This is a genomic window from Stenotrophomonas sp. STEN056 (assembly GCF_056759635.1).
Genome location: NZ_JBRRDL010000038.1, coordinates 12,585 through 35,562, shown reverse-complemented (window position 1 = coordinate 35,562; position 22,978 = coordinate 12,585). Strand labels below are relative to the sequence as shown.

The window sequence follows — 22,978 nt, the reverse complement described above, 5'->3', positions numbered from 1 at the left end:
GGGGTGGGTTACGGGGTGTTGTGTCGGTATTTTTTGTAAAATGAAAACCCAACGCCCCCCTCCCTCACCCTCCCCGCCGCTTGGGGCGCAAGGGAGGGGATTGAAGCGCTGCAGCGCTTACTTTGCCGGGGCCTTGTTCGGTGTTTCGTGCAGTGCTTCGTGCAGCACATCCAACAACTGCTCGTTGTCGTCCAGCCGCTGTTCCCAGTACATGATGCCGCCCAGTCCGTGCTGCTTCACATACGCGGCCTTGATCGCCAGTGAGCGCGGATCGTCGTAGCTGACCATGCGGCGTTCCTTGGGATTCCACAGCCACGGCACCTGCGCTTCGTCGTCCCAATGCTGCTCCCAGTCCGGGTTGTTGAGGCGGGTGTGGACGATGTCGCGCCAGGAGATGAAGCCGCCTTCGCTGCTGAATTTCTGGAAGCGACCGTTGTTGGCCGGGGCCACGTCACCAAACGTGCGGCCGTAGAACGGCACGCCGACATTGATCTTGCTGGCCGGCACGCCGGCATCCAGGAAGTACTTCACCGCCCCTTCGGTGGTGCGGCCTTCGACCGTGGCCAGCGGCGAGGCCGACAGGCCGGAGTGATGGCCGGTGGTCTTGGTCAGGCTGCCGTAGAAGTCGTAGGTCATCAGGTTGATCCAGTCCAGCGACTGGGCAATGCGCGGCAGTTCCAGGCCTGCGGCGGCACGGCCTTCGGCGGCGGCGATGGTCAGCAGGTAGTGGCGCTTGCCGGCACCTTCGGCATTCAGCCGCGCGCGCAGTTGTTCCAGCAGCACGGTGAAGTTCTGGCGATCGTCCGGGCTGTGGCTGATGCCGGCATCACCGAGGGTGGGATATTCCCAGTCAATGTCCAGGCCATCGAGCTTGAACTGGTGCATCAGCGCGATGCTGCTGTCGATGAAACGCTTGCGCGCCGGTTCGGTGGCAGCGGCCTCGGAAAAATTGCCTGCTTCCCAGCCACCAATGGACAACACGATCTGCAGTGCCGGGTTGTCCGCACGCTTGGCGACCACTGCATGCAGGCGTGCCGGGTCGACGTTGTCCGGCAGATACACGCTGCCGTCCGGGCGTACCACGGCGAAGGCGAAGTTCACCACGTCCAGCTTGGTGGCGGTCAGCTGCAGCGGTTCGGGGCCATCCATCACGTAGCCGATCACGCGCGGTGACTGCGCCTGTGCGGTCGCAACGGTCAAGGAAAGCAGCGCAGCGGCCAACAGCGTGCGCAGGTTGGAACGTCGTTGTAGTACGGCCATGGGAACCCCCGGTACAAAGGAGTCCGGACTGTAACCGGCAGGGTGCCGACACGCCCAAGGCGGTGACGTTGGAAACCATTGTCCCGGGAGTCGCAAGACGCCAATCGAAGACGCACAAGGCGTAAACCGGAATGACGCGTTGCCGCAGCCCGTCATTACAGCGGCAAGGCTCGACGCTGCAGGTTCATCCTGCAGCGTATGGCGCTGCGGTGGCGTTACCGCGCTTCGGGGATATCCGAGGTCAGCGCTGCGGTTTCCGCAGCACAGTCGCGTGGCATCGGCAGGTTCAAGGTGCGCGCGTAGCTCAGTTCGCGGCGGGCCTTGGCCAGGTCGGCGTTGAACTCGGGATTGTCGTGCAGCCGTGCCACGGCGGTGGCGCCCATGAACTGGCCCTGCTGCGCATCGCTGTACCAATGCACATTGCACACCAGACGGCTGTGGCCGTAGTTGCGGCCGCGCTCCAGCAGCGCGGTGGCGTGTTCCGGCGCGATCTCCGCCAGGATCAATGCCCACGCCCAGCCGATGGCGGTGTGCCCGGACGGGTAGGAGCCGTTCTTGCGCAGGTTGGTTTCATCCTCCGGCGTGCAGGTGGGCGCATTGTTGACGGTGAACGGACGCGGGCGCTTGTAGTGATGCTTGGCGGCCTTGGTTGCGGCGCTGGCGTCGATGCGGCTGCGTTCGAGCAGCCGGTACAGGGCCGGGGTGTACTCGACACTCACCGGCACGCCCAGCGCACAACTGAACTGGTCAGCGCCGGCGGGGAAGCTCAGGTCTGCATCGGTATGCGCCTGCTGGAAACGCGCGCTGCCGCGCATGGCGATGGCTTCGCGGGCGACGGCTTCATCCAACTGCGCCCAGGCGGTGCCGGGAGCCGGCGGTGCGGGGCTCAGGGCCAGGCTGTCGGGGATGGCGTCACCGTGCAGGTAGCCGACCGCCGTGTGGGCCGGTTCCGTACCGGGAGCGGAAGACGTGGTTGGTGTACTGGAACAGGCGGCCAGCGCGCTGGCCAGCACAAATGCCGCGCCAATGCGCAGCGGGGAAACGGAAAGGGACATTGGAACGAAGGCGGGGATGATGAAACGGACCGGCATCTTCGCACTTGAGAGGCCGGGAATGGGGAAAGGCCGGGAATGGGGAATAGGGATTGGTAAAGGCCGGGAATAGGGATTCGGGATTGGTTTGGAGCAAAGGCCAGAGCCACAGCCACAGCCACAGCCCTGGTCGTCCCTGCGCAGCGCGTAAGAGAGAGACTGTGTCTGCAGCCTTTGCATTTGCTGCTGCGGTTTACCCCCTCCCTTTCACCGAAGGTGAAGGGGAGGGCGGGGGAGGGGTGCTCTGGCTCTGGCTTTTCGCTTTCGCCCTTGCCCTTGCCTCTACCCAATCCCCAATCCCGATTCCCCATTCCCGGCTCTCAAGTCACCCACGCGCTCAACCGGCCGTCTTCCTCGCGTACTTCAATCGGCCCGCCAAACACCTCCGACAGCGGCGCCGAGCGCAACAGTTCGTCCCGTTGCCCATCGGCAAAAATGCGCCCGTTCTTCATCAGCACGACGCGGCTGATTTCCGGGATCACTTCCTCGATGTGGTGGGTGACCAGCACCAGGGTGATGCCCTGCTGGGCCAGGTGCTGCATGGTGTCGATCAGATGCTGGCGCGAGATCAGGTCCAGCCCGGTGGAGGGTTCGTCCAGCAGCAGCGCCCTGGGTTGGTTGACCAGGGCGCGGGCGATCAGCACCCGCCGGGTTTCGCCGGCCGACAGTTCGGCGTAGCTGCGGCCCAGCAGCGGCAGGGCGCGGGCCAGGCCCAGTGCATCGCGGGCGCGTTGGCGCATGGCCTCGGTGACGTCGCGGTGCGCCGGCACCACATAGCTGGCGAAGAAACCGGAAATCACCGCCTCCTCCACGCTCAGCCCGGGCATGTCAGACAGGTTGCTGGACAGGTCGCCGGTGACGATACCCAGCTGCGAGCGCAGCCGGTCCACCTGCCAGCGGGTCTGCCCCAGCACCTGCACCGGCGTGGGGCCATCGGCGCGGGCCAGCGGATACAGCTCGCGCGTGATCAGCTTGATGAATGAGGACTTGCCGCAGCCATTGGGGCCAAGGATGGCGGTGTGCTGGCCCTGTTCGATGCGCAGATTGAGTTCATGCAGCACGCGCACCTGGCCGCGGACGACGCAGGCATGGTTCAGCTCGATCAGGGGGGCCGCGACGGCGGCGGGGGCAATGGTCATTCAGGCGTGGGTTTGCAGGTGAAAGGCGGCTGAGGATTCGACCAACGGACGTGCCGCGGGCGGATGAAGTTTGCAGCGGCAGGCCCCATGATGTGTAGCACTGGTTTCATCTGGCACCGACCTGCCCGGAGTTCTGCAATGTCCGATGCGCTGCTCACGTTCCTCACTGGTGGCATCGCCGGCCTGGGCTGGTGGGGCATGCTGGCGGTGCTGCTGGTGTTCACCCAGCTCACCATCTTTGCGGTGACCTTGTACCTGCACCGCAGCCAGGCCCATCGCGGCGTGGATTTCCATCCGTTCATCGCGCATTTCTTCCGTTTCTGGGTGTGGCTGACCACCTCGATGATCACCCGCGAATGGGTGGCCATCCATCGCAAGCACCACGCCAAGGTGGAGACCGAAGAAGACCCGCACAGCCCGGTCACCAAGGGCATCGGCCAGGTGTTCTGGCGTGGCGTGGAACTGTATCGCCAGGCCCGTGCGCAGCGTGCCGATATCGAACAGTACGGGCGCGGCGCGCCGGAGGACTGGGTCGAGCGGCATGTGTATACCCCGCATGCCAACCTCGGCCCGGTCGCATTGTTCGTAATCAACACGGTGTTGTTCGGCTTGCCGGGCATCGCCTTGTGGGCGATCCAGATGGCGTGGATTCCGTTCTGGGCCGCCGGCGTGGTCAACGGCCTCGGTCACTGGTGGGGCTATCGCAATTTCGAGTCGGCCGACACCTCGACCAACCTGACCCCGTGGGCGTTCTGGATCGGCGGCGAGGAGCTGCACAACAACCATCACGCCTTCCCCAGCTCGGCGCGGTTCTCGATGCGGCGCTGGGAGTTCGACATCGGCTGGCAGGCCATCCGCCTGCTGCAGGTACTGCGCCTGGCCAAGGTGCTGCGCGTGGCACCGAGCATGGACATCCGCCCCAATATCGCCGTGCCCGATGCCGACACGCTCAAGGCATTGCTGTCGCATCGCTTCCAGGCCATGACCGACTACCAGCGCAACGTGTTCGCACCAGCACTGAAGGAAGAAGCCGCCGCGGCCGGCGCCAAGTTGCGCAAGTTGTTGCCGCGGCGCATGCGCAAGGGCCTGGTCAATGACGGGCGCTGGCTCAAGCCGGCCTGTCGCGAGCAGTTGAACCAGTGGGTGCAGCAGCGCCCGCGCATCCAGCAACTGGTCGAGCACCGCACCCGTTTGACGGCATTGCTGGAAGCGCGCAGCCATGACGCTGCCGAGCGCCTGCGCCAGCTGCAGCAGTGGTGCCAGGACGCGGAGGCCAGCGGCAGCGCCGCGTTGCAGGCCTATGCCGCGCGCTTGAAAGGCTACTCGCTCAGCGCGGCATGAGGACGCTACCGTTGCTGATGGGCCTGTTGCTGGCAGCGCCGGTGATGGCGCAGGTGCAGGACACCCACCAATACCTGCAGCGCATGGATGCGGACGGCGATGGCCGGGTGAGTCCGGACGAATACCTGCAGTGGATGCTCTACGCCTTCGACCGCATGGATCGCAACGGCAATGGCGTGCTCGAAGCGGACGAACAACCCGGCGGGCGTGGCAAGCCGATCAGCCGCGAGGAACAGCGGCAGGTGATCCTGGCGCGCTTTGCGCGGCAGGATGCCGACGGTGATGGTTATCTAAATGCGCGTGAACTGATGGCGCCACCGCGTTGATCAGAATGCGCGTAGGAGCGGCCTCGCCCGCGAAGCCGCTATCGCCAGGACAGCGCTGGCACAGCGCATGAAAGAATTGATGCTGGCAGTTCCACCACGCCAGCTTTGCGGCCGAGGCCGCTCCCACGAGAAGCGTCTCCATGCCCGAATTGCCTGAAGTAGAAACCACCCGCCGTGGCCTGGAGCCGCACCTCACGGGGCGCCGCATCCACGGCGTGATCCTGCGCCGGCCCGACCTGCGCTGGCCCATTCCTGCCGAGATCGAACAGCAATTGCCGGGCCAGCGCATCGAGGCGATCCGCCGTCGCGCCAAATATCTGCTGCTGGATACCAACGCCGGCAGCGCGCTGCTGCACCTGGGCATGTCCGGCAGCCTGCGCGTGCTGCCGGGCGACACGCCGGTGCGCGCGCACGACCACGTCGATGTCAGTCTGGAAGATGGCCGCCTGCTGCGTTTCAACGACCCGCGCCGTTTCGGTTGTCTGCTCTGGCAACCGGCCGGGGAAACCCACGAGCTGCTGCGCGATCTCGGCCCCGAGCCACTGGACGCGGTATTCGACGGGGATTACCTGTTCCAGCGCAGCCGTGGCCGCAGCGCGCCGGTGAAAACCTTCCTGATGGACCAGCGCATCGTGGTCGGCGTGGGCAACATCTATGCAGCCGAAAGCCTGTTCACGGCGGGCATCAATCCACTGCGCGAGGCGGGCAAGGTGTCGCGTGCGCGCTATCAGCGGCTGGCCGATGCGGTGAAGGACATTCTTGGCCACGCCATCACCCGCGGCGGCACCACGCTGCGGGATTTCATCAGCCCCGACGGTGCGCCCGGCTATTTCGAGCAGGAGCTGCTGGTGTATGGCCGCGAAGGCGAGAACTGCAAGCAGTGCGGCCGCGTGCTGCGCTACGCCAGCATTGGCCAGCGGGCCACGGTGTGGTGCGGGCATTGCCAGCGCTGAGCTGACGTGGGCGCGGCAGTTGCCACCGCTCACCGCGCGAAGGCAGATGAAAGAACGGCGCCCCTGGGGCGCCGTTCCGGTGTTGCTTGAAGTGATTCAGTTGGCCGGTGCGCTGGCCGGACCCTTCATCATCGCGTCGCGGTTGGCCTTGAAGGGGTTGCCCTCGTACCAGTTCGGCCAGGTTGCGCCGGCAGCCAGCTCAGCGCCAACGCCGTACAGCAGCTCAAGGTCTTCAACCGTGCCGTCCAGCTTCCAGGTGGCCGGGTCGTATTCGTCCTTCGGGCCGTGGTAGCGGTCCTTGCCATAGGCTTCGGCCGCACGCTTGCCGGCTTCGACGCCGCCTTCGAGCAGGTCTTCGCCACCATCTGCATACAGCGCCGGCACGCCGGCCTTGGCGAAGGGGAAGTGATCGGAGCGGAAGTAGAAGCCGCTCTGCACGGCGCTTTCCGAATGCAGGGTACGGTTCTGCTTGGCGGCCAGCGGCTTGAGGATGTCCTCCAGCTCCGAGCTGCCAAAGCCGGTGACGGTCATGTCACGGGCACGGCCATTGACCGACATCGCGTCGATGTTGATCACGCCGGCAATCTTGTTGAGCGGGAAGGTCGGGTGGTTCACGTAATACTGCGAACCGAGCAGGCCCGATTCTTCCAGCGTGACCGCCAGGAACACCACCGAACGCTCCGGTGCGGTTGGCTGGTGCGCCATCGCATCGGCTACTTCCAGGATGCCGGCCACGCCGGTGGCGTTGTCCACGGCACCGTTGTAGATGTTGTCGCCTTCCTCGCCTTCGTGCTTGCCCAGGTGGTCCCAGTGCGCCATGTAGAGCACGGCTTCATCGGCACGCTTGCTGCCCGGCAGCACGCCCACTACGTTGCGTGACTTCTTCTCGGCAATGGTGCTCTTCAGGTCGAGCGAGAGCTGGGCCTGCAACGGCACCGGCTTGAAGCCGCGCTTGTTGGCATCGCGGTAGGCCTTGTCCAGGTCCAGGCCGGCAGCGGCGAACAGCTTGCCGGCGGCTTCGGCACTGAGCCAGCCCTGGGCCTGCAGGCGCGGTTCCTTGTCTTCGCTGGCCGGCAGGTCGTACTGCGCGCCACCCCAGGAATTCTTGACCACGTCCCAGCCATAGGATGCGCCGGCGGTGTCATGGACGATGAGTGCGGCGGCGGCGCCCTTGCGTGCGGCTTCCTCGAACTTGTAGGTCCAGCGGCCGTAGTAGGTCATGCGCTTGCCGTCGAACAGCTTGGCGTCATCGACATGGAAGCCCGGGTCGTTGACGAACATGACCACGGTCTTGCCCTTCCAGTCCTGGCCGGCGTAGTCGTTCCAGTTCTGCTCGGGCGCATCGACGCCGTAGCCGACGAACACCAGGTCGCTGGCGTCGATCTTGATTTCCGGCTGGCCGCTGCGGGTGCCGATGACCATGTCGGTGCCGAACTTCAGCTCCTCGCTGGCATCGCCGCGCTGGATCTTCAGCACGGTGTTCGGGTTGGCCGTGGTTTCGGTCATCGGCACGTCCTGGAACCAGCTGTCGCCGTTGCCCGGCTGCAGGCCGATGCGCTGCATTTGGTCGCGGATGTAGTTGACCGTGAGTTCCTCGCCCTTGCTGCCCGGCGCGCGGCCTTCAAATTCATCCGAGGCCAGGGTCTTGACCAGCTCACCGAAGTCGGCGGCATTGATCGCGCTGGCGAAGGTATGGGCCGGCACCGGGGCAGGCGCTGGCGCGGAGGCGACGGGCGCTTCGGCGTCGCGTTTGCAGGCGACCAGGGCCGCACTGGCGGCAAGGCACAACAACAGTTTGCGTGGCATGGGGAACTCCGGATTGCAGTCGAACCCCGATTCTAGGCCGAAGCGGGGGTGCAGGCTCAGTTGGCCGGTGCGGTTTCAGTGCTGAAGTGCTGGATCGTCGCGCCACTGACCGGGCCGGTACGTGCGCTGTCGTGCACGTAGAGCACCACTTCGCGCTCGAAAATCAGCGAGCCCTCGACCACTGCATTCGGCCCGATGATGATGCGCGGCTTGCGCGGTGCCTTGAACGAAATGCCGAACGAGGGGCGTTCAACCTTGATACCGCCCTTGACCACCGAATCCACGCCGACGGTGATGTCGCCATTGACGGTTTCGATATCGCCATCGAGCTGGGTGGCCACCAGGCCGATGCCGCCGTTGACCGTGGTCACGCCGCCACTGACGCGGCTGCCACGGTCAACGAAGATGCTGCCGTTCACCGTCTCCAGCCCGCTGGCCAGCGTCAGGTTGCGGCCGGCACGGATCGCACCGTTCACGGTTTCAATGCTGCGCGCGGTGACGTTGTCATCGATGCGGATGCTGCCGTTCACGGTCTCCACGCTGCGGGCGTTCACGCCACGGGCCAGGTGGATGCTGCCGTTCACCGTTTCCAGGTCGCGGTAGCGGGTATCGGCGCTGGTCTGGATGCTGCCGTTGACCTTGCTGATGTCATCGTCTGCCATCGCCTGCGGTGCGGCTGCGGCCAGGGCCAGCAACAGGAGGAATCGTTTCATGGGAATTTCCTTGGATGGGCAGCCCAGGGGACAGGCACCGATGGCACCACGCTTGGTTACAATCCGCACCTGCCTTAAGTCATTGGAAAGCCATTGCGCCAGACGTGCCTCCATCGCTGCCAAGACCGTCTTCGGGCCCTGCCGCGCTGGAGCGCGGGGTGCCTGCTGGGCCTGGCACTGGTGGCCGGCCCGTTGCCGGCGCAGAACAACCCACGCGATGCGGAAAAGAAGCTGCAGCAGCTGCGGGGGGAGTTGAAAGGCGTCTCCCAGGAGCGCCGGCAGCTTGAACAGCAGCGCGGTGATGCCCAGCAGCAACTGCGCGATGCCGACCGCAACGTCGCGCGCAGCGGCCGCGCCGTCGCCGAATCCGAGGCCGCCGTGCGCCGCGAACAACAGGCACTGGCGGAACTGCAGCAGCGCAGGGCGACACTGGAAGGCGGGCTGTCACGCCAGCGTGAGCAACTGGCGGCACTGGTGCGCAGTGCGTACCAACTTGGCAACCACGCGCCGCTGAAGCTGCTGTTGTCGCAGGACCGCGTGGCCGACGCCAACCGGCAACTGGCCTACCACCGCTATCTGCAACGTGAGCGTGCCCAGGCCATCGCCACACTGACCGCCGACCTGCAGACACTGAACACCACCGAGCAGCAGATCCTGGCACGCAGCAAGGAGCTGGAGCAGGCGCGCGTGCAGCAGCGCCAGCAGGCTGCTGCGTTGGCACAGGATCGCCGCCAGCGTGCCGCGCTGCTGTCGGACCTGGACCAGCGCTACCAGGATCGCAGCGAGCGGGAAAAGGCGCTGGGCAAGGATGCGCAGTCGCTGGAGCGGGTGCTGGCCAACCTGCGTGCGACAGCGGCCCGGGCCGAAGCCCAGCGCCGCGCCGCTGCCCGTCGTGCTGCCGAGCAGGCACGGCAGGGCACTGCCAACACCGGCGCCGGGCCCCGTGCGGGTGCCGGCAAGACGCCGCCGCGCGTGGTGGCCAACGCACCGGCACCACGCGTTGGTGGGCTGGGCTGGCCGCTGTCGGGCAATCTGCTGGCGCGCTACGGCGGGCGACTGCCGGATGGGCGCAACAGCGTCGGTGTGTTGATCGGCGCCCCTGCCGGCAGCACGGTGACGGCGGTGGCCGACGGCACGGTGGTGTTCTCCGATTGGATGACCGGCTACGGCATGATCCTGATCGTCGACCATGGCAACGGCTATATGAGCCTGTATGCCCACAACGATGCGCTGCTGCGTGATGCCGGCGCCCGCGTGCGTCGTGGCGAAGCGGTGGCCAAGGTCGGCAATTCAGGTGGACAGGGCGTGACGGCGCTGTACTTCGAGTTGCGCCGCAACGGCCAGCCGGTGGACCCGACTACCTGGCTGCAGAGGCAATAGGCAAGTGCGCGTTCGATGGACGAGGGCGGCCCGCCCGGGGCGCTGATCGTGAACCGGACACGGACAGCGGGTTTACCGCGGCTGGCGGCTGGCATGGCCCGGCCCTGCGGTTCAACGGGAATTTAGCCGGGCTTCGCGCATAATCGGAACCGGCACGCTTTGGCGTGCATCCGTTTTCTCATGGAGTGGTTCATGCGTGTAGCCCGTCTTGCCGCTGCCCTGCTGTTGGCCCTGTCCCCTGCGCTCACGCTGGCGCAGAGCGTGTCGGACAAGGCACCCTCGGCGGATGATCCCGATGCCAAGGAGTCGGTGACCTCACGTGTCCCGCTGGATGAAATCCGCCGTTTTGTCGCGGTCTACAACGCGGTGCGCGCCGCCTATGTGGACCCGGTCGATGACAAGCAGCTGATGCAGTCGGCCGTGCGCGGTCTGCTGCTGGAGCTGGACCCGCACAGTACCTACTTCGACAAGGAAGACGCGCAGGCCTTCGACGAGCAGGCCACCGGCGCCTATGAAGGCATCGGCGTGGAACTGCTGCAGCAGGACAACGTGCTCAAGGTGGTCTCGCCCATCGATGACACGCCGGCCGCACGGGCAGGGCTGCGCGCGGGCGATCTGATCGTGGCCATCGACGGCAAGCCGATCAGTGCGATCGAGGCAATGGAGCCGCTGCGCGGCGTGGCCGGCAGCAAGGTTGTGCTGACCATCGAGCGTGGCGATGAAAAGCCGTTCGATGTGACGGTCGTGCGCGAGACCATCCGTGTCACCAGCGTGCGCAGCAAGATGCTTGAGCCAGGTTACGGCTACGTGCGCATCAGCACCTTCCAGGCCGATACCGGCGCCGATTTCCAGAAGCACCTCGGCCAGTTGCAGGCGCAGTCCGGCGGCAAACTGAAGGGCCTGGTGCTGGACCTGCGCAGCAACCCCGGTGGCCTGCTGACCGCCGCGGTGCAGGTGGCCGACGACCTGCTCGACAAGGGCGGCATCGTCAGCACGCGCGGGCGCATTTCCATCAGCGATGCCAAGTTTGATGCCACCCCGGGCGACCTGATGAAGGGCGCGCCGGTGGTGGTGCTGGTGGATGCGGGTTCGGCCAGCGCCTCGGAAGTGCTGGCCGGTGCCTTGCGCGACAACCAGCGCGCCCGCGTGATCGGCAGCCGTACCTTCGGCAAGGGCTCGGTGCAGACCGTGCTGCCTCTGGACAACGGGGATTCGGTCAAGCTCACCACCGCGCGCTACTACACGCCGAGCGGGCGTTCGATCCAGGCCACCGGCATCGTGCCCGACGTGGAGCTGGCCCCGGAGCCGAGCGATGTGAACAAGGACGTGCCGGCCAGCCTCAGCGACTACAGCGAAGCCAGCCTGCCGGGCCACCTGCGCGGTGATGACGAAGCCACGGCCAGCAAGGCCGGCGTGGTGCTGTCGGGCGAAGGCCCGGTACAGTCCGCGCTGCGTGAGCTCAAGCAGCCGGGTTCGGTTGCTGGCGTTGCCAAGGCCAGCTCGGCTGCCGTCGCTGCGGCCAAGCGGGAACCGGCAACGCCGGAAGCCGCGGCAGCGGCGGCCGCCAAGCCAGAGGCCGCCAAGCCGGAACCTGCCAAGCCCGATCCGGTGACGCCACCGACGGAGACCGAACCGCCCCAGCCGGCGGGCAATGACGGCAAGTGATATCCAACGGCCCTGCATCGCAGGGCCGTTCCATTTGTCAGTGCGGTTTTTCGGGACGGCGCAGGATGTGGGCCTTTTCCCCATCCGGGCCTGGCGGAAAGCCGGTTTCAAGCACCGGCCAAGCGGCCGTCAGAAGCCGTGGTGCTTGCGCAGCCGCCGCGCGATGGCCGCGCGCACATACAAGCCGTAGATGATGCCGAACACAAAGCCGGCCACATGCGCCGACCAGGCCACCATGCCGAAACTGGGGCCGATATAGGCAAACACCACCTGCAGGGCTGCCCATGCGCCGATCAACAAGAACGCGGGCGCGCGCACGAACTCCAGGAACAGGCCCAGCGGCAGCACCAGGCCCAGGCGCGCACCGGGGAACAGCGCCAGATAGGTGCCCATCAATGCGGAAACCGCACCGCTGGCACCGATGATGGTCCGGTCGGGGGCGCCCATCACATACAGGGCGGCAAGGTTGGCCGCCGCCCCGCCCAGCAGGAACAGCAGCAGCAGCCGCCACGGCCCCAGCATGCGCTCGGCCGGCGGCCCGAAGATCAGCAGGAACACCAGGTTGCCGAGCAGGTGCAGCCAGTCCGCATGCAGGAACAGGGCGGTGAACAGCCGCAGCACGCTGCCGTCGCGCAGGGCGGCCCACCAGTCCTGCGGATTTCCCAGGCCGGTGGAGAGTGCCCCCCAGTCCAGCCAAAGCGAGCGGCGCGCCTCATCCGGGCGTGAGATTGACCACAGGAATGCCAGCCAGATGGCCGTGAACAGCAGCGGCACGGCCCAGCGCAGACCTGGCTTCTTACGGGAGGGAATGGAGACGAACATGTGCGCGAAGCCTAACCCGGGGCCCGTCAACGGTGGGATCCGGGATTTTGGGTTGTCGTTATTGTTTAGTTAAGGTTGCTGGGTAATACTGCATACGGCGTCGTATGTCGGGAGGGGACTCCGGCGCACTTCCAGGCAGCTTCGGCGGCCAGAAAGTGCAGGCGCAAAAACGAACATCATCGTCTTACGTCTTACGGAGAGAGTTTCCAACATGACTGCTTCCTCATTTGCACGCGTTACTGCTCTGGCTGTCGGCATCGCCGGCGCATTGACCTTCGGTCACGCCCAGGGCGCGGCTTTCCAGCTGAAAGAAAACAGCGCCAAGGGCCTGGGCCGCGCATTCGCCGGCTCGACCAGCGCGTGGGGTGATGCTTCGGTCATCGCCACCAACCCGGCCTCGATGCGTCTGCTGGACGGCCGCCAGTTCCAGGCCGACCTGAGCGCCATCAGCTTCTCGGCGGACTTCAAGAGCCAGGGTGGCCGTTACGTCGGTCCGACCGGCCCGGGCACCGGCATGCCGATCAGCGGTGGCAACGGTGGTGATGCCGGCATGATCGCGCCGGTTCCGGCGGCTTACTTCCATGTGCCGTTCGGTGAAAACGACAACATGCATTTCGGTCTGTCGCTGACCGCACCGTTCGGCTTCACCACCGAATACGACCGCAACTGGGTGGGCCGCTACCACGGCGTGAAGACCGACCTGAAGGCCATCGACCTGGGCGCGGCGTTCTCTTACGACGTCAACCCGTACGTGTCCTTCGGCGCCAGCGTGTTCGTCGAGCACCTGACCATCGAACTGACCAATGCCGTTGACTTCGGCACCGTCGCTTACGCCGGCAGCAATGGCGCCAGCGCCGCAGTGGGCCTGACCCCGGGCAGCGCCGATGGTTTCTCCTCGGTGGAAGGTGACAACAATGCCGTCGGTTACGTGATCGGCGGTACCTTCAGCCCGAGCGAAGACACCAACATCGCCCTGAGCTACCGCTCCAAGGTCGAGCACAAGGTCACCGGCGGCAAGGCCCGCTTCGACGTGCCGGCACTCGCCGCCGCCGCGCTGCAGACCGATGCCCGTGGCATCTTCGTCAACACCAGCGGCAAGGCCACCGTGACCCTGCCGGCTTCGGCCACCCTGAGCGTCACCCACCGCGTCAATGACCGCTGGACCGTGATGGGCGACGTGACCCGCACCGCGTGGGCCCCGTCCTTCGACAAGGTGGTTGTGGACTTCGCCTCGAACCAGCCCAACACCGAGCTGGAGTTCGGCTACAAGGACACCACCTTCGCGTCGCTGGGTGCCGAGTACAAGCTGTCGGAAACCATCACCCTGCGCGGTGGTGTTGCCTACGACCAGAGCCCGACCACCAACGAGCACCGTGACGTGCGCGTGCCGGACGTGACCCGCAAGTGGCTGTCGGTCGGCCTGGGCTGGACTCCGTCGGAGAAGACCGAGTTCAACTTCGGTTACACCCACCTGTTCACCAACGAGCCGTCGATCAACATCACCTCGGCTACCCTCAGCACCCTGAAGGGCAAGTACGACGTGGGTGGCGACATCCTGGCTGCTTCGATCAACTACAAGTTCTGATCGCGCTGTTCACCGTTGTTGCAGAAAGCCCTGCGCAAGCGGGGCTTTCTGTTTTTGGGTTTTGCGTGCGGGGAGCTGGGGCAGGGGGGAAAGCGCGACTTCGTCGCTTCCCCTCTCCTGCCTGCGGCATCCTCTCCCGCAAGGGGAGAGGAGGAAGCCAAAGCCAAAGCCAAAGCCAGAGCAGAAGCCAAAGCCAAAGCCAAAGCCAAAGCAGAAACTCTGGTCTCCTGTTGCCGGAGTAGGCAGGCCGTGGGCAGGCAGTGAACAGAAAAAACCCCGCTTTCGCGGGGTTTCTCGTTACTGCATCCACCTGGTGCGATCAGTCGCCCAGGGTCAGCAGCGAGGCGTTGCCGCCGGCCGCCGTGGTGTTCACCGTTACCGTCTTTTCGGTGGCAAAGCGCAGCAGGTAGTGCGGGCCGCCGGCCTTGGGGCCGGTGCCGGAAAGACCCTGGCCGCCAAACGGCTGCACGCCGACCACCGCGCCAATCTGGTTGCGGTTGATGTAGACGTTGCCCACGTTGACACGCGAGGCGATGCGATCCACCGTTTCGTCGATGCGCGAATGCACACCCAGGGTCAGGCCGTAGCCGGTGTCGTTGATCTGGTCGATCACCGCATCCAACTGGTCGGCCTTCCAGCGGATCACGTGCAGCACCGGCCCGAAGATCTCCTTGTGCAGTTGGCCGAGGTCCTTCAACTCGTAGGCGCGCGGTGCGAAGAAGGTGCCGTGTGCGGCTGCATCAGACAACGGCGCGACGGCGATCAGGCGCGCCTCTTTGTCCATGCGCGCGGCGTGGTCGTTGAGGATCTGCAGTGCGTCGGCGTCGATCACCGGGCCGACGTCGGTGGACAGCTCGCCCGGGTTGCCGATCTTCAGTTCGGCCATCGCACCGGCCAGCATGCCCATCACCTTGTCGGCGATGTCGTCCTGCACGAACAGCACGCGCGCGGCCGAGCAACGCTGGCCGGCCGAGGTGAAGGCCGAGCCGATGGCGTCCTTGACCAGTTGTTCCGGCAGCGCCGAGGAGTCGGCGATGAAGGCGTTCTGGCCGCCGGTCTCGGCGATCAACACACCGATGGCGGCATCGCGTGCGGCCATGGCGCGGTTGATGGCGCGGGCGGTGTCGGTGGAGCCGGTGAAGGCCACGCCGGCCACGCGCGGGTCGGCGGTCAGCGCGGCACCGACGGTGGCGCCGTCGCCCGGCAGGAACTGCAGCACGCCTTCGGGCACGCCGGCGTCGAGCAGCAGCTTCACCGCGTAGTAGCCGATCAGGTTGGTCTGCTCGGCCGGCTTGGCAATGACGCTGTTGCCGGCGGCCAGGGCGGCGCTGATCTGGCCCAGGAAGATCGCCAGCGGGAAGTTCCACGGGCTGATGCAGACGAACACGCCGCGACCATGCAACTGCAATTCGTTGCTTTCGCCGGTCGGGCTGGGCAGCTTCTCGGCGGTGCCGAACTGCTCGCGCGCCTGCTTGGCGTAGTAACGCAGGAAATCCACCGCTTCGCGCACTTCGGCCACGCCATCGGGCAGGCTCTTGCCGGCTTCCTTCACGCACAGCGCCATGAACTCGGCGATGCGTGCTTCCAGCTGGTCGGCGGCGTGCTCAAGGATGGCGGCGCGGCTTGCGGCCGGGGTGCGGTTCCAGGCCGGCTGTGCGGCCACGGCATTGGCCAGGGCCTTCTGCACGGTGGCGCTGTCGGCGGCCTGCCAGTGGCCGACCACGTCGCGGCTGTCGGCCGGGTTGGTGACCGGCAGTGCGGCGCCGGTGACGGTGGCGCCCGGCACCAGCGGTGCTGCCTGCCACGGTTTGACGGCGGCATTGAGCTGCTCGGCGAGGGCACGCAGGTCGTTGTCGTTGGCGAGGTTGATGCCCATGGAATTGTTCCTGTCGTGGTTCTGGCTGCGCAGCAGGTCAACCGGCAGCGGGATCTTGGGATGTGGAATGGAGGCGAACGAGGACACCGCTTCGACCGGGTCGCGGATCAGCTCATCGATGGACACGTCTTCGTCGGTGATGCGGTTGACGAAGCTGGAGTTGGCGCCGTTTTCCAGCAGGCGGCGCACCAGGTAAGGCAGCAGGTCTTCGTGCGAACCCACCGGCGCGTACACGCGGCACGGCACGTTGAGGCGGTCGGCCGGGATCACTTCGGCATACAGGTCATCGCCCATGCCGTGCAGCTTCTGGTGCTCGTACACGCCGCCCTTGGCGATCTGCTTGATCGTGGCGATGGTGGCCGCGTTGTGGGTGGCGAACATCGGGTAGAGGGCGTCAGCGTGGCCGAACAAGCGCTTGGCGCAGGCGATGTAGGACACGTCGGTGTTCTGCTTGCGGGTGAACACCGGGTAGCCGGCCAGGCCTTCGACCTGCGCACGCTTGATCTCCGCATCCCAGTAGGCGCCCTTGACCAGGCGTACCTGCAGTTTGTGGCCGATGCGGCGGGCCAGGTCGGCCAGGTAATCAATCGTGTACGGCGTGCGCTTCTGGTACGACTGCACGACGATGCCGAAGCCTTCCCAACCCTTGAGCGAGGGATCGCTGACCACGCGTTCGATGATGTCCAGCGACAGTTCCAGACGGTCGGTTTCCTCGGCATCGACGGTACAGCCGATGCCGTAGGACTTGGCAAGCTGCGCCAGCTCCAGCACGCCGGGAACCAGGTCGTTCAACACGCGCTCGCGCTTGGCGTGCTCGTAGCGCGGGTACAGCGCCGAGAGCTTGATCGAGATGCCGTGCGAGGCGGTGACGTCGCCGTCGGCCTCGCCGCCACGGGCGATGTTGTCGCTGCCGATGGCGTGAATGGCGCGGCGGTAATCCTCCAGATAGCGCAGCGCATCCTTCATGGTCAGCGCGCCTTCGCCAAGCATGTCGAAGGAATAGCGGTAGTTGCTGTTGTCGCCCTTGTGCGAACGCGACAGCGCCTCGTCGATGGTGCGGCCCATGACGAACTGGTGGCCCATGATCTTCATGGCCTGGCGCACGGCCAGGCGGATCACCGGCTCGCCGACGCGGCCGATCAGGCGCTTGAAGGCGCCGTGCACGTCGCGCTTGGTGGCATCGGCCAGGTCAACCAGATGGCCGGTCAGCATCAGGCCCCAGGTCGAGGCGTTGACCAGCACCGAATCGGATTGGCCCATGTGGCGCTTCCAGTCGGCTTCGCCGAGCTTGTCGCGGATCAGCTTGTCGGCCGTTTCCTGGTCCGGAATACGCAGCAGGGCTTCGGCCACGCACATCAGCAGCACGCCTTCTTCGCTGCCGAGGTCGTACTGGCGCATGAAGGCCTCGATTGCGCCCTGGTTCTTGGCGCGGGCGCGCACCCGGCGCACCAGGTCGGCGGCGGTGGCCTGCACCTGTGCCTGCTCGTCGGCAGGCAGGCGGGCTTGCTCCAGCAGTTCGCGCACGTGGCTGGTTTCGTCCTTCAGCCAGGCATTGGTGATGGCCTGGCGCAACGCGGACGGCGCCGGCGGCAGTTCGGGCGAAAGCAGTGCTTTCGTCGGAGGGGTGACAGCGTTGGATGAGGGTGCGTGCATGCCTTGGGCCACGGTTGTGCAATTGGGCCATTTTAATCCTCGGCGATCTTTTTCCCAGCCCCTTGAGAGCCCCTTATTCATTGCCGAAAGCCTTTCGTACAAGGCGATTCAAGAAAATTGACGGCAGTCGTTTTGTTTGTGCCGATTCCGGCAATATTGCCGACGAAGTTATGCCGGATGGGGGCGGTTTTTGTGTGCGCTGCAACATCCTGCACATGCATGAATGGAAGCTTGCCGGTGTGGTTGGGCGCGGCTACCATCGAGTCGTTTTCCGCGGTACGGACGCGGTTGCGACATGATCCAGATGCTTCGGTCAGTTTCCGATGTCTCGCATGCGCAGCTGGTGCTGCATCCCCCACGGGCGCTCACGGCCCGGCAGTTCGTCCTGTTGTTTGCGGCGTTGGCAGGGTTGATGGTGTTCACGGCCGGCCTGGCTTGGCTGTCCGGAAACGTCCTGGCTCCTGTCTTCGCGTTGGTGCATTGCTTCCTGGTGGGTTGGGCGTTGCGTGCGGCATGGCGCAGCGGCGATCGCCGGGAAGAGATCCGGGTAGGGCCGGACTGCGTGGAAGTCATTCCCGCGGCCGGAGTTTCACCGGCGTTCCGGGCACACCCGTATTGGGTGCGGCTGGTGGCCGGGGAGGAACGGGTCCTGCTGGTTTCCAGCGGCAAGCAGGTGGAAGTGGGGAGTTTCCTCGCACCTGCCGAACGTCGGGAACTTGCGGCGGCACTTGAAGGCTTGCTCGCAGCCAGCAATGGCTGCAAACCGACGACGTCAAGGGTCTAGGCATGAAGCAAAGCAGCGGGTGGGGCGGAAAGTTGCAATACGGATTCATGCTGGCAGCCATGGCGCTGTTGGCGCCGGCGGCGTGGGCGCAGTCGGCCGATCCCAAGGAATGGCAGCTCAACATGGGCAAGGGCGTCACCCATACCGCGCGCATGGCGTGGGAAGCGCACATGGTGGCGTTGTGGGTCTGCGTGGTGATCGGCGTGCTGGTGTTCGCCGCCTTGTTCTACGCCACCTTCAAGTTCCGTCGCTCCAAGGGCGCGGTGGCCAAGCAGTTCAGCCACAACACCAAGGCCGAGGTGATCTGGACGGTCATTCCCATCGTCATCCTGGTGGTGATGGCCTGGCCAGCCACTGCCAAGCTGATCGCGATGTACGACACCCGCGACTCGGAAATGACGGTGAAGGTCACCGGCTACCAGTGGATGTGGAAGTACGAGTACCTGGGTGAGAACGTGGCCTTCACCAGCCGCCTGGACCGCAAGTCCGACCAGGTCCGCCAGAGCGGCGCGGTGCCGACCATGGCCAGCGATCCGCATTACCTGCTGGACGTGGACAACCCGCTGGTGTTGCCGGTCAACACCAAGGTGCGCTTCGTCATCACCTCCGATGACGTGATCCACGCCTGGTGGGTGCCGGCGCTGGGCTGGAAGCAGGACGCCGTGCCGGGCTTCATCAACGAGCGCTGGACCAACATCGAGACCGAAGGCGTCTACCGCGGCCAGTGCGCGGAGTTGTGCGGCAAGGACCATGGCTTCATGCCGATCGTGGTCAAGGCCGTGTCCAAGGAAGAGTTCAAGACGTGGCTGGCGGCACGCAAGCCCGCACCTGCCCCGGAAGCCGCACCCGCTGCGGCACCGGCCAACGAAGAAACACCGCAACCGGAAGCCGCGCCTGCCCAGCAGGCGAGCACCGGCGCCTGATCCCACTGCGTGCCGGCGCAGGCCGGCGCGATGCCTGGAAACTGGATTAACGAGGTGTAGTTGCAATGGCGAACTCCGCAGTGGATCACCCCGATCATCACGGCCATCAACAAGGCTTCTTCGAGCGCTGGTTTTTCTCCACCAACCACAAAGACATCGGCACGCTGTACCTGCTTTTCAGCTTCCTGATGTTCATCGTCGGCGCGGCGATGAGCGTGGTGATCCGCCTGGAGCTTGCCCAGCCCGGCCTGCAGTACGTGAAGCCGGAATTCTTCAACCAGATGACCACCGTGCATGCGCTGGTGATGATCTTCGGCGGCGTGATGCCGGCCTTCGTCGGCCTGGCCAACTGGATGATCCCGCTGCAGATCGGTGCGCCGGACATGGCGCTGCCGCGCATGAACAACTGGTCGTTCTGGTTGTTGCCAGTGGCCTTCACGCTGCTGCTGCTGACCTTGTTCCTGCCCGGTGGCGCGCAGGCCGGTGGCTGGACCATGTACCCGCCGCTGTCGCTGCAGGGCGGCTACAACGTCGCCTTCAGCGTGTTCGCCATCCATGTGGCCGGCGTCAGCTCGATCATGGGTGCGATCAACATCATCGCCACCGTGCTCAACATGCGCGCGCCGGGCATTGATCTGCTGAAGATGCCGATCTTCTGCTGGACCTGGCTGATCACCGCATTCCTGTTGATCGCGGTAATGCCGGTATTGGCCGGTGCGGTGACCATGCTGTTGACCGACAAGTTCTTCGGCACCAGCTTCTTCAACGCCGCCGGTGGCGGTGACCCGGTGATGTACCAGCACATCTTCTGGTTCTTCGGCCACCCGGAGGTCTACATCATGATCCTGCCGGCCTTCGGCGTGGTCAGCGAGATCCTCCCCACCTTCAGCCGCAAGCCGCTGTTTGGTTACCAGGCAATGGTGTACGCCACGGCCGCCATCGCCTTCCTGTCGTTCATCGTGTGGGCGCACCACATGTTCACGGTGGGCATGCCGCTGGGAGGCGAAATCTACTTCATGTTCGCCACCATGCTGATCTCCATCCCGACCGGGGTGAAGGTGTTCAACTGGGTCAGCACGATGTGGGAAGGCTCGCTCACGTTCGAGACGCCGATGCTGTTCTCGATCTCCTTCGTCATCCTGTTCACCATCGGTGGTTTCTCCGGCCTGATGCTGGCGATCGTGCCGGCCGACTTCCAGTACCACGACACCTATTTCGTGGTGGCGCACTTCCATTACGTGCTGGTCACCGGCGCGGTGCTGGCGCTGATCGCGGCGGTGTACTACTGGTGGCCGAAGTGGACCGGCCGCATGTACAACGAGTTCTGGGGCAAGGTGCATTTCTGGTGGACGATGGTGTTCGTCAACCTGCTGTTCTTCCCGCAGCACTTCCTCGGCCTGGCCGGCATGCCGCGCCGCATTCCCGACTACAACCCGGTGTTCGCCGACTGGAACCTGGTCAGTTCGATCGGTGCGTTCGGCATGTTCGTCACCCCGTTCATGATGGCGGCGATCCTGCTGTCCTCACTGCGCAGCGGCCAGCGTGCCGAAGCGCGTGCATGGGAAGGTGCCAAGGGCCTGGAGTGGACCGTGCCGTCGCCGGCACCGGCACACACCTTCACGGTGCCGCCGGTGATCAAGCCGGGTGATCTGGCCCATGACGATGTCACCCACTGAGGAGCCGCAGCCGATGAACAGCAAGCAATGGCAACCTGAGGAACTGGCGCTGCGCCGTCGCCGCTCGCGTCGCACCGCGCTGGTGGTGGGGTTGATCGCGGTGGCGGTGTATGTCGGTTTCATCCTGTCCGGAGTGCTCGCGCATTGACCACGCCCGTGTCCAAGCCTGCACGCAACGCCGGCATGGTCCGGCTGATCGGCGTGGCGTTGGCGGTGTTCGTGCTGACCTTCTCGCTGGTGCCGCTGTACCGCATTGCCTGCGAAAAGGTGTTCGGCGTGCGCCTGGAGCGCGGTGCAAGCCAGGGCGCCGTCGCCCGTGCGGGCGACACCAAGCGCACGGTGCGGGTGGAGTTCGATGGCGGCGTCAATTCCAAACTGCCGTGGGCCTTCCATCCGGAAAAGCTGACGATGGACGTGGTGCCCGGCGAGTTGAACGAGGCGCTGTACTACGCACGCAATGACAGCGTGCGCGCGATGGTCGGCAGTGCGGTGCCGTCGGTGGCGCCGGCGCGTGCGTCGGGCTACTTCAACAAGACCGAATGTTTCTGTTTCACCGCGCAGACCCTGCAGGCCGGTGAGCAGCGTGAAATGCCGGTGCGCTTCATCGTTGATCCGGATCTTCCGGCCGACGTGAAGACCATCACCCTGTCCTACACGTTCTACAAGAATGATGCGCTGACCGAGCAGCTGGCACCGGCCGCTGCCGCCGCCGCTGCACATGCAGCTCCCTGATCACGGACCCGGAAGCAAGCCATGGCCCACAACACGCCTGATGCCAACGTCTACTTCGTGCCGAGCCACAGCAAGTGGCCCTTTGTCGGTTCGATTGCCATGCTGGTGTTGATGGTCGGGGTGGCCAGCTGGCTCAACGACACCAGCTGGGGGCGATGGACGTTTTTCGCCGGCCTGGCGATGCTGGTGTTCACCTTGTTCCTCTGGTTCGGTGATGTCATCCGTGAATCGGTGGCGGGCAACTACAACCGGCAGGTGGACGGCTCGTTCCGGATGGGGATGATCTGGTTCATCTTCTCCGAGGTGATGTTCTTTGCGGCCTTCTTCGGTGCGCTGTTCTACACGCGCAACATGGGCCTGCCGTGGCTGGGCGGTGAAGGCCAGGGCGTGATGACCAACGACCTGCTGTGGAGCGGCTATTCGGCGGCCTGGCCGACCAATGGCCCGGGCGATATCGGCGGTGCGTTCCAGACCATCCCGGCCTGGGGCCTGCCGCTGCTCAATACGCTGATCCTGCTGACCTCCGGCGTGACCCTGACCATCGCGCATCACGCACTCAAGGCAGGCAACCGCAAGCAGCTGCTGATCTGGCTGGGCGCGACAGTGGTGCTGGGTTGCGTGTTCCTGTTCTTCCAGGCCGAGGAGTACATCCACGCCTACAAGGAGCTGAACCTGACCCTGGGCTCGGGCATCTACGGGTCCACCTTCTTCATGCTGACCGGCTTCCACGGTGCCCATGTGTTGCTGGGGACGATCATGTTGATCGTGATGTGGCTGCGCGCGGCCAAGGGCCACTTCACCCGTGACAACCACTTCGGCTTTGAAGCCGCAGCGTGGTACTGGCACTTCGTCGACGTGGTGTGGCTGATGCTGTTCCTGTTTGTGTATGTGCTTTGATCAGGGAATCGAGAACAGGGAATGGGGAATCGGGAGAAGCACGGGATTTGCTGGTGCTTTCACCATTCACCATTCCCGGTTCCCTATTCCCGGCTCTCAGCCCCCAACCCCGTGTGGCTTGATCCAGCCCGTATAGATGCCCAGTGCGACGAGCAGGATCAGCACCACTGACAGCGCGATACGCCGCGTCAGTGCGTTGACCGTGCGCTTGGTCTGGCCGCGATCGATCATCAGGTAATAGAGGCCCGCTCCCAGATTCCAGACGATGACGATCAGAAACGCGATTACCAGCAGGGTCTTCAACGAATCATTCATACGTGGCTCGGTCGGTGGATGGGCAGGGCTATATCACCTGC

20 protein-coding genes are annotated in these 22,978 nt (G+C 65.2%); 12 read left to right on the top strand and 8 right to left on the bottom strand.

Features of this window, described 5'->3' with window-relative positions:
* Positions 1-117 precede the first annotated feature (117 nt).
* The 3 genes from ACVOLO_RS15910 to ACVOLO_RS15900 form a co-directional block, all read right to left on the bottom strand.
* Positions 118-1,260 (bottom strand): glycoside hydrolase family 18 protein, encoded by a 1,143-nt coding sequence (locus ACVOLO_RS15910; protein WP_481571292.1) that lies wholly within the window; start codon positions 1,258-1,260, stop codon positions 118-120.
* Between the two features lie 215 nt (positions 1,261-1,475).
* Positions 1,476-2,315, bottom strand: a complete 840-nt coding sequence (locus ACVOLO_RS15905) for an acid phosphatase (RefSeq protein WP_481571291.1) — start codon at positions 2,313-2,315, stop codon at positions 1,476-1,478.
* Positions 2,316-2,671: 356 nt separating this feature from the next.
* The gene (locus tag ACVOLO_RS15900) at positions 2,672-3,490 is read right to left on the bottom strand and encodes an ABC transporter ATP-binding protein (RefSeq protein WP_481571290.1); all 819 of its coding nucleotides are present in this window, start codon (positions 3,488-3,490) and stop codon (positions 2,672-2,674) included.
* A 138-nt stretch (positions 3,491-3,628) separates the two neighbouring features.
* On the opposite strand from ACVOLO_RS15900, the gene ACVOLO_RS15895 reads away from it, so the two are divergent.
* The 3 genes from ACVOLO_RS15895 (at position 3,629) to mutM (ending at position 6,110) form a co-directional block, all read left to right on the top strand.
* Positions 3,629-4,831, top strand: a complete 1,203-nt coding sequence (locus ACVOLO_RS15895; protein ID WP_481571289.1) for a DesA family fatty acid desaturase — start codon at positions 3,629-3,631, stop codon at positions 4,829-4,831.
* Positions 4,828-5,157 (top strand): EF-hand domain-containing protein, encoded by a 330-nt coding sequence (locus tag ACVOLO_RS15890; protein WP_481571288.1) that lies wholly within the window; start codon positions 4,828-4,830, stop codon positions 5,155-5,157. Before ACVOLO_RS15895 ends, ACVOLO_RS15890 begins: the two co-directional genes overlap by 4 nt.
* 140 nt (positions 5,158-5,297) lie before the next feature.
* Complete coding sequence (gene mutM / locus ACVOLO_RS15885; RefSeq protein ID WP_481571287.1) at positions 5,298-6,110, top strand: bifunctional DNA-formamidopyrimidine glycosylase/DNA-(apurinic or apyrimidinic site) lyase; 813 nt, start codon at positions 5,298-5,300, stop codon at positions 6,108-6,110.
* A gap of 96 nt (positions 6,111-6,206) precedes the next feature.
* Here the strand turns inward: mutM and ACVOLO_RS15880 are convergent, their stop codons facing one another.
* Together ACVOLO_RS15880 and ACVOLO_RS15875 are read right to left on the bottom strand one after the other, a co-directional pair.
* A complete protein-coding gene (locus tag ACVOLO_RS15880; protein ID WP_481571286.1) occupies positions 6,207-7,916 on the bottom strand; it encodes a M28 family metallopeptidase in 1,710 nt (569 codons plus the stop codon).
* Between the two features lie 56 nt (positions 7,917-7,972).
* Positions 7,973-8,629, bottom strand: a complete 657-nt coding sequence (locus tag ACVOLO_RS15875) for a DUF4097 family beta strand repeat-containing protein (RefSeq protein ID WP_481571285.1) — start codon at positions 8,627-8,629, stop codon at positions 7,973-7,975.
* Between the two features lie 162 nt (positions 8,630-8,791).
* On the opposite strand from ACVOLO_RS15875, the gene ACVOLO_RS15870 reads away from it, so the two are divergent.
* Positions 8,792-10,009, top strand: a complete 1,218-nt coding sequence (locus tag ACVOLO_RS15870; RefSeq protein ID WP_481571294.1) for a murein hydrolase activator EnvC family protein — start codon at positions 8,792-8,794, stop codon at positions 10,007-10,009.
* A 192-nt stretch (positions 10,010-10,201) separates the two neighbouring features.
* Positions 10,202-11,674 (top strand): S41 family peptidase, encoded by a 1,473-nt coding sequence (locus tag ACVOLO_RS15865; protein WP_481571284.1) that lies wholly within the window; start codon positions 10,202-10,204, stop codon positions 11,672-11,674.
* A gap of 129 nt (positions 11,675-11,803) precedes the next feature.
* Here the strand turns inward: ACVOLO_RS15865 and ACVOLO_RS15860 are convergent, their stop codons facing one another.
* Positions 11,804-12,496 carry a rhomboid family intramembrane serine protease gene (locus ACVOLO_RS15860; protein WP_481571283.1) on the bottom strand — a complete coding sequence of 231 codons (693 nt, stop codon included), beginning with the start codon at positions 12,494-12,496 and terminating at the stop codon, positions 11,804-11,806.
* Positions 12,497-12,707: 211 nt separating this feature from the next.
* Between ACVOLO_RS15860 and ACVOLO_RS15855 the strand changes: the two genes are divergently transcribed.
* Entirely contained in the window at positions 12,708-14,081 is a 1,374-nt protein-coding gene (locus ACVOLO_RS15855; protein ID WP_481571282.1) for an outer membrane protein transport protein, read from the top strand.
* Between the two features lie 319 nt (positions 14,082-14,400).
* Here ACVOLO_RS15855 and putA read toward each other — a convergent pair whose 3' ends face one another.
* Entirely contained in the window at positions 14,401-17,610 is a 3,210-nt protein-coding gene (gene putA, locus ACVOLO_RS15850) for a bifunctional proline dehydrogenase/L-glutamate gamma-semialdehyde dehydrogenase PutA (RefSeq protein ID WP_481571281.1), read from the bottom strand.
* A gap of 295 nt (positions 17,611-17,905) precedes the next feature.
* Here putA and ACVOLO_RS15845 point away from each other — a divergent pair, with 295 nt between their 5' ends.
* The 6 genes from ACVOLO_RS15845 (at position 17,906) to ACVOLO_RS15820 (ending at position 22,622) form a co-directional block, all read left to right on the top strand.
* A complete protein-coding gene (locus tag ACVOLO_RS15845) occupies positions 17,906-18,394 on the top strand; it encodes a DUF2244 domain-containing protein (protein WP_481571280.1) in 489 nt (162 codons plus the stop codon).
* Positions 18,395-18,396: 2 nt separating this feature from the next.
* A complete protein-coding gene (gene coxB, locus ACVOLO_RS15840; RefSeq protein ID WP_481571279.1) occupies positions 18,397-19,317 on the top strand; it encodes a cytochrome c oxidase subunit II in 921 nt (306 codons plus the stop codon).
* A 65-nt stretch (positions 19,318-19,382) separates the two neighbouring features.
* Positions 19,383-20,993, top strand: a complete 1,611-nt coding sequence (ctaD, locus tag ACVOLO_RS15835; RefSeq protein WP_481571278.1) for a cytochrome c oxidase subunit I — start codon at positions 19,383-19,385, stop codon at positions 20,991-20,993.
* A 13-nt stretch (positions 20,994-21,006) separates the two neighbouring features.
* Positions 21,007-21,141 carry a hypothetical protein gene (locus ACVOLO_RS15830; RefSeq protein ID WP_481571277.1) on the top strand — a complete coding sequence of 45 codons (135 nt, stop codon included), beginning with the start codon at positions 21,007-21,009 and terminating at the stop codon, positions 21,139-21,141.
* Positions 21,138-21,725 (top strand): cytochrome c oxidase assembly protein, encoded by a 588-nt coding sequence (locus tag ACVOLO_RS15825; RefSeq protein ID WP_481571276.1) that lies wholly within the window; start codon positions 21,138-21,140, stop codon positions 21,723-21,725. The genes ACVOLO_RS15830 and ACVOLO_RS15825 overlap by 4 nt, the downstream gene beginning before the upstream one ends.
* Before the next feature lie 21 nt (positions 21,726-21,746).
* Positions 21,747-22,622, top strand: a complete 876-nt coding sequence (locus ACVOLO_RS15820; protein ID WP_481571275.1) for a cytochrome c oxidase subunit 3 — start codon at positions 21,747-21,749, stop codon at positions 22,620-22,622.
* Positions 22,623-22,718: 96 nt separating this feature from the next.
* On the opposite strand, the gene ACVOLO_RS15815 is transcribed toward ACVOLO_RS15820, so the two are convergent.
* Complete coding sequence (locus ACVOLO_RS15815) at positions 22,719-22,937, bottom strand: twin transmembrane helix small protein (RefSeq protein ID WP_312916472.1); 219 nt, start codon at positions 22,935-22,937, stop codon at positions 22,719-22,721.
* Between the last annotated feature and the right edge of the window lie 41 nt (positions 22,938-22,978).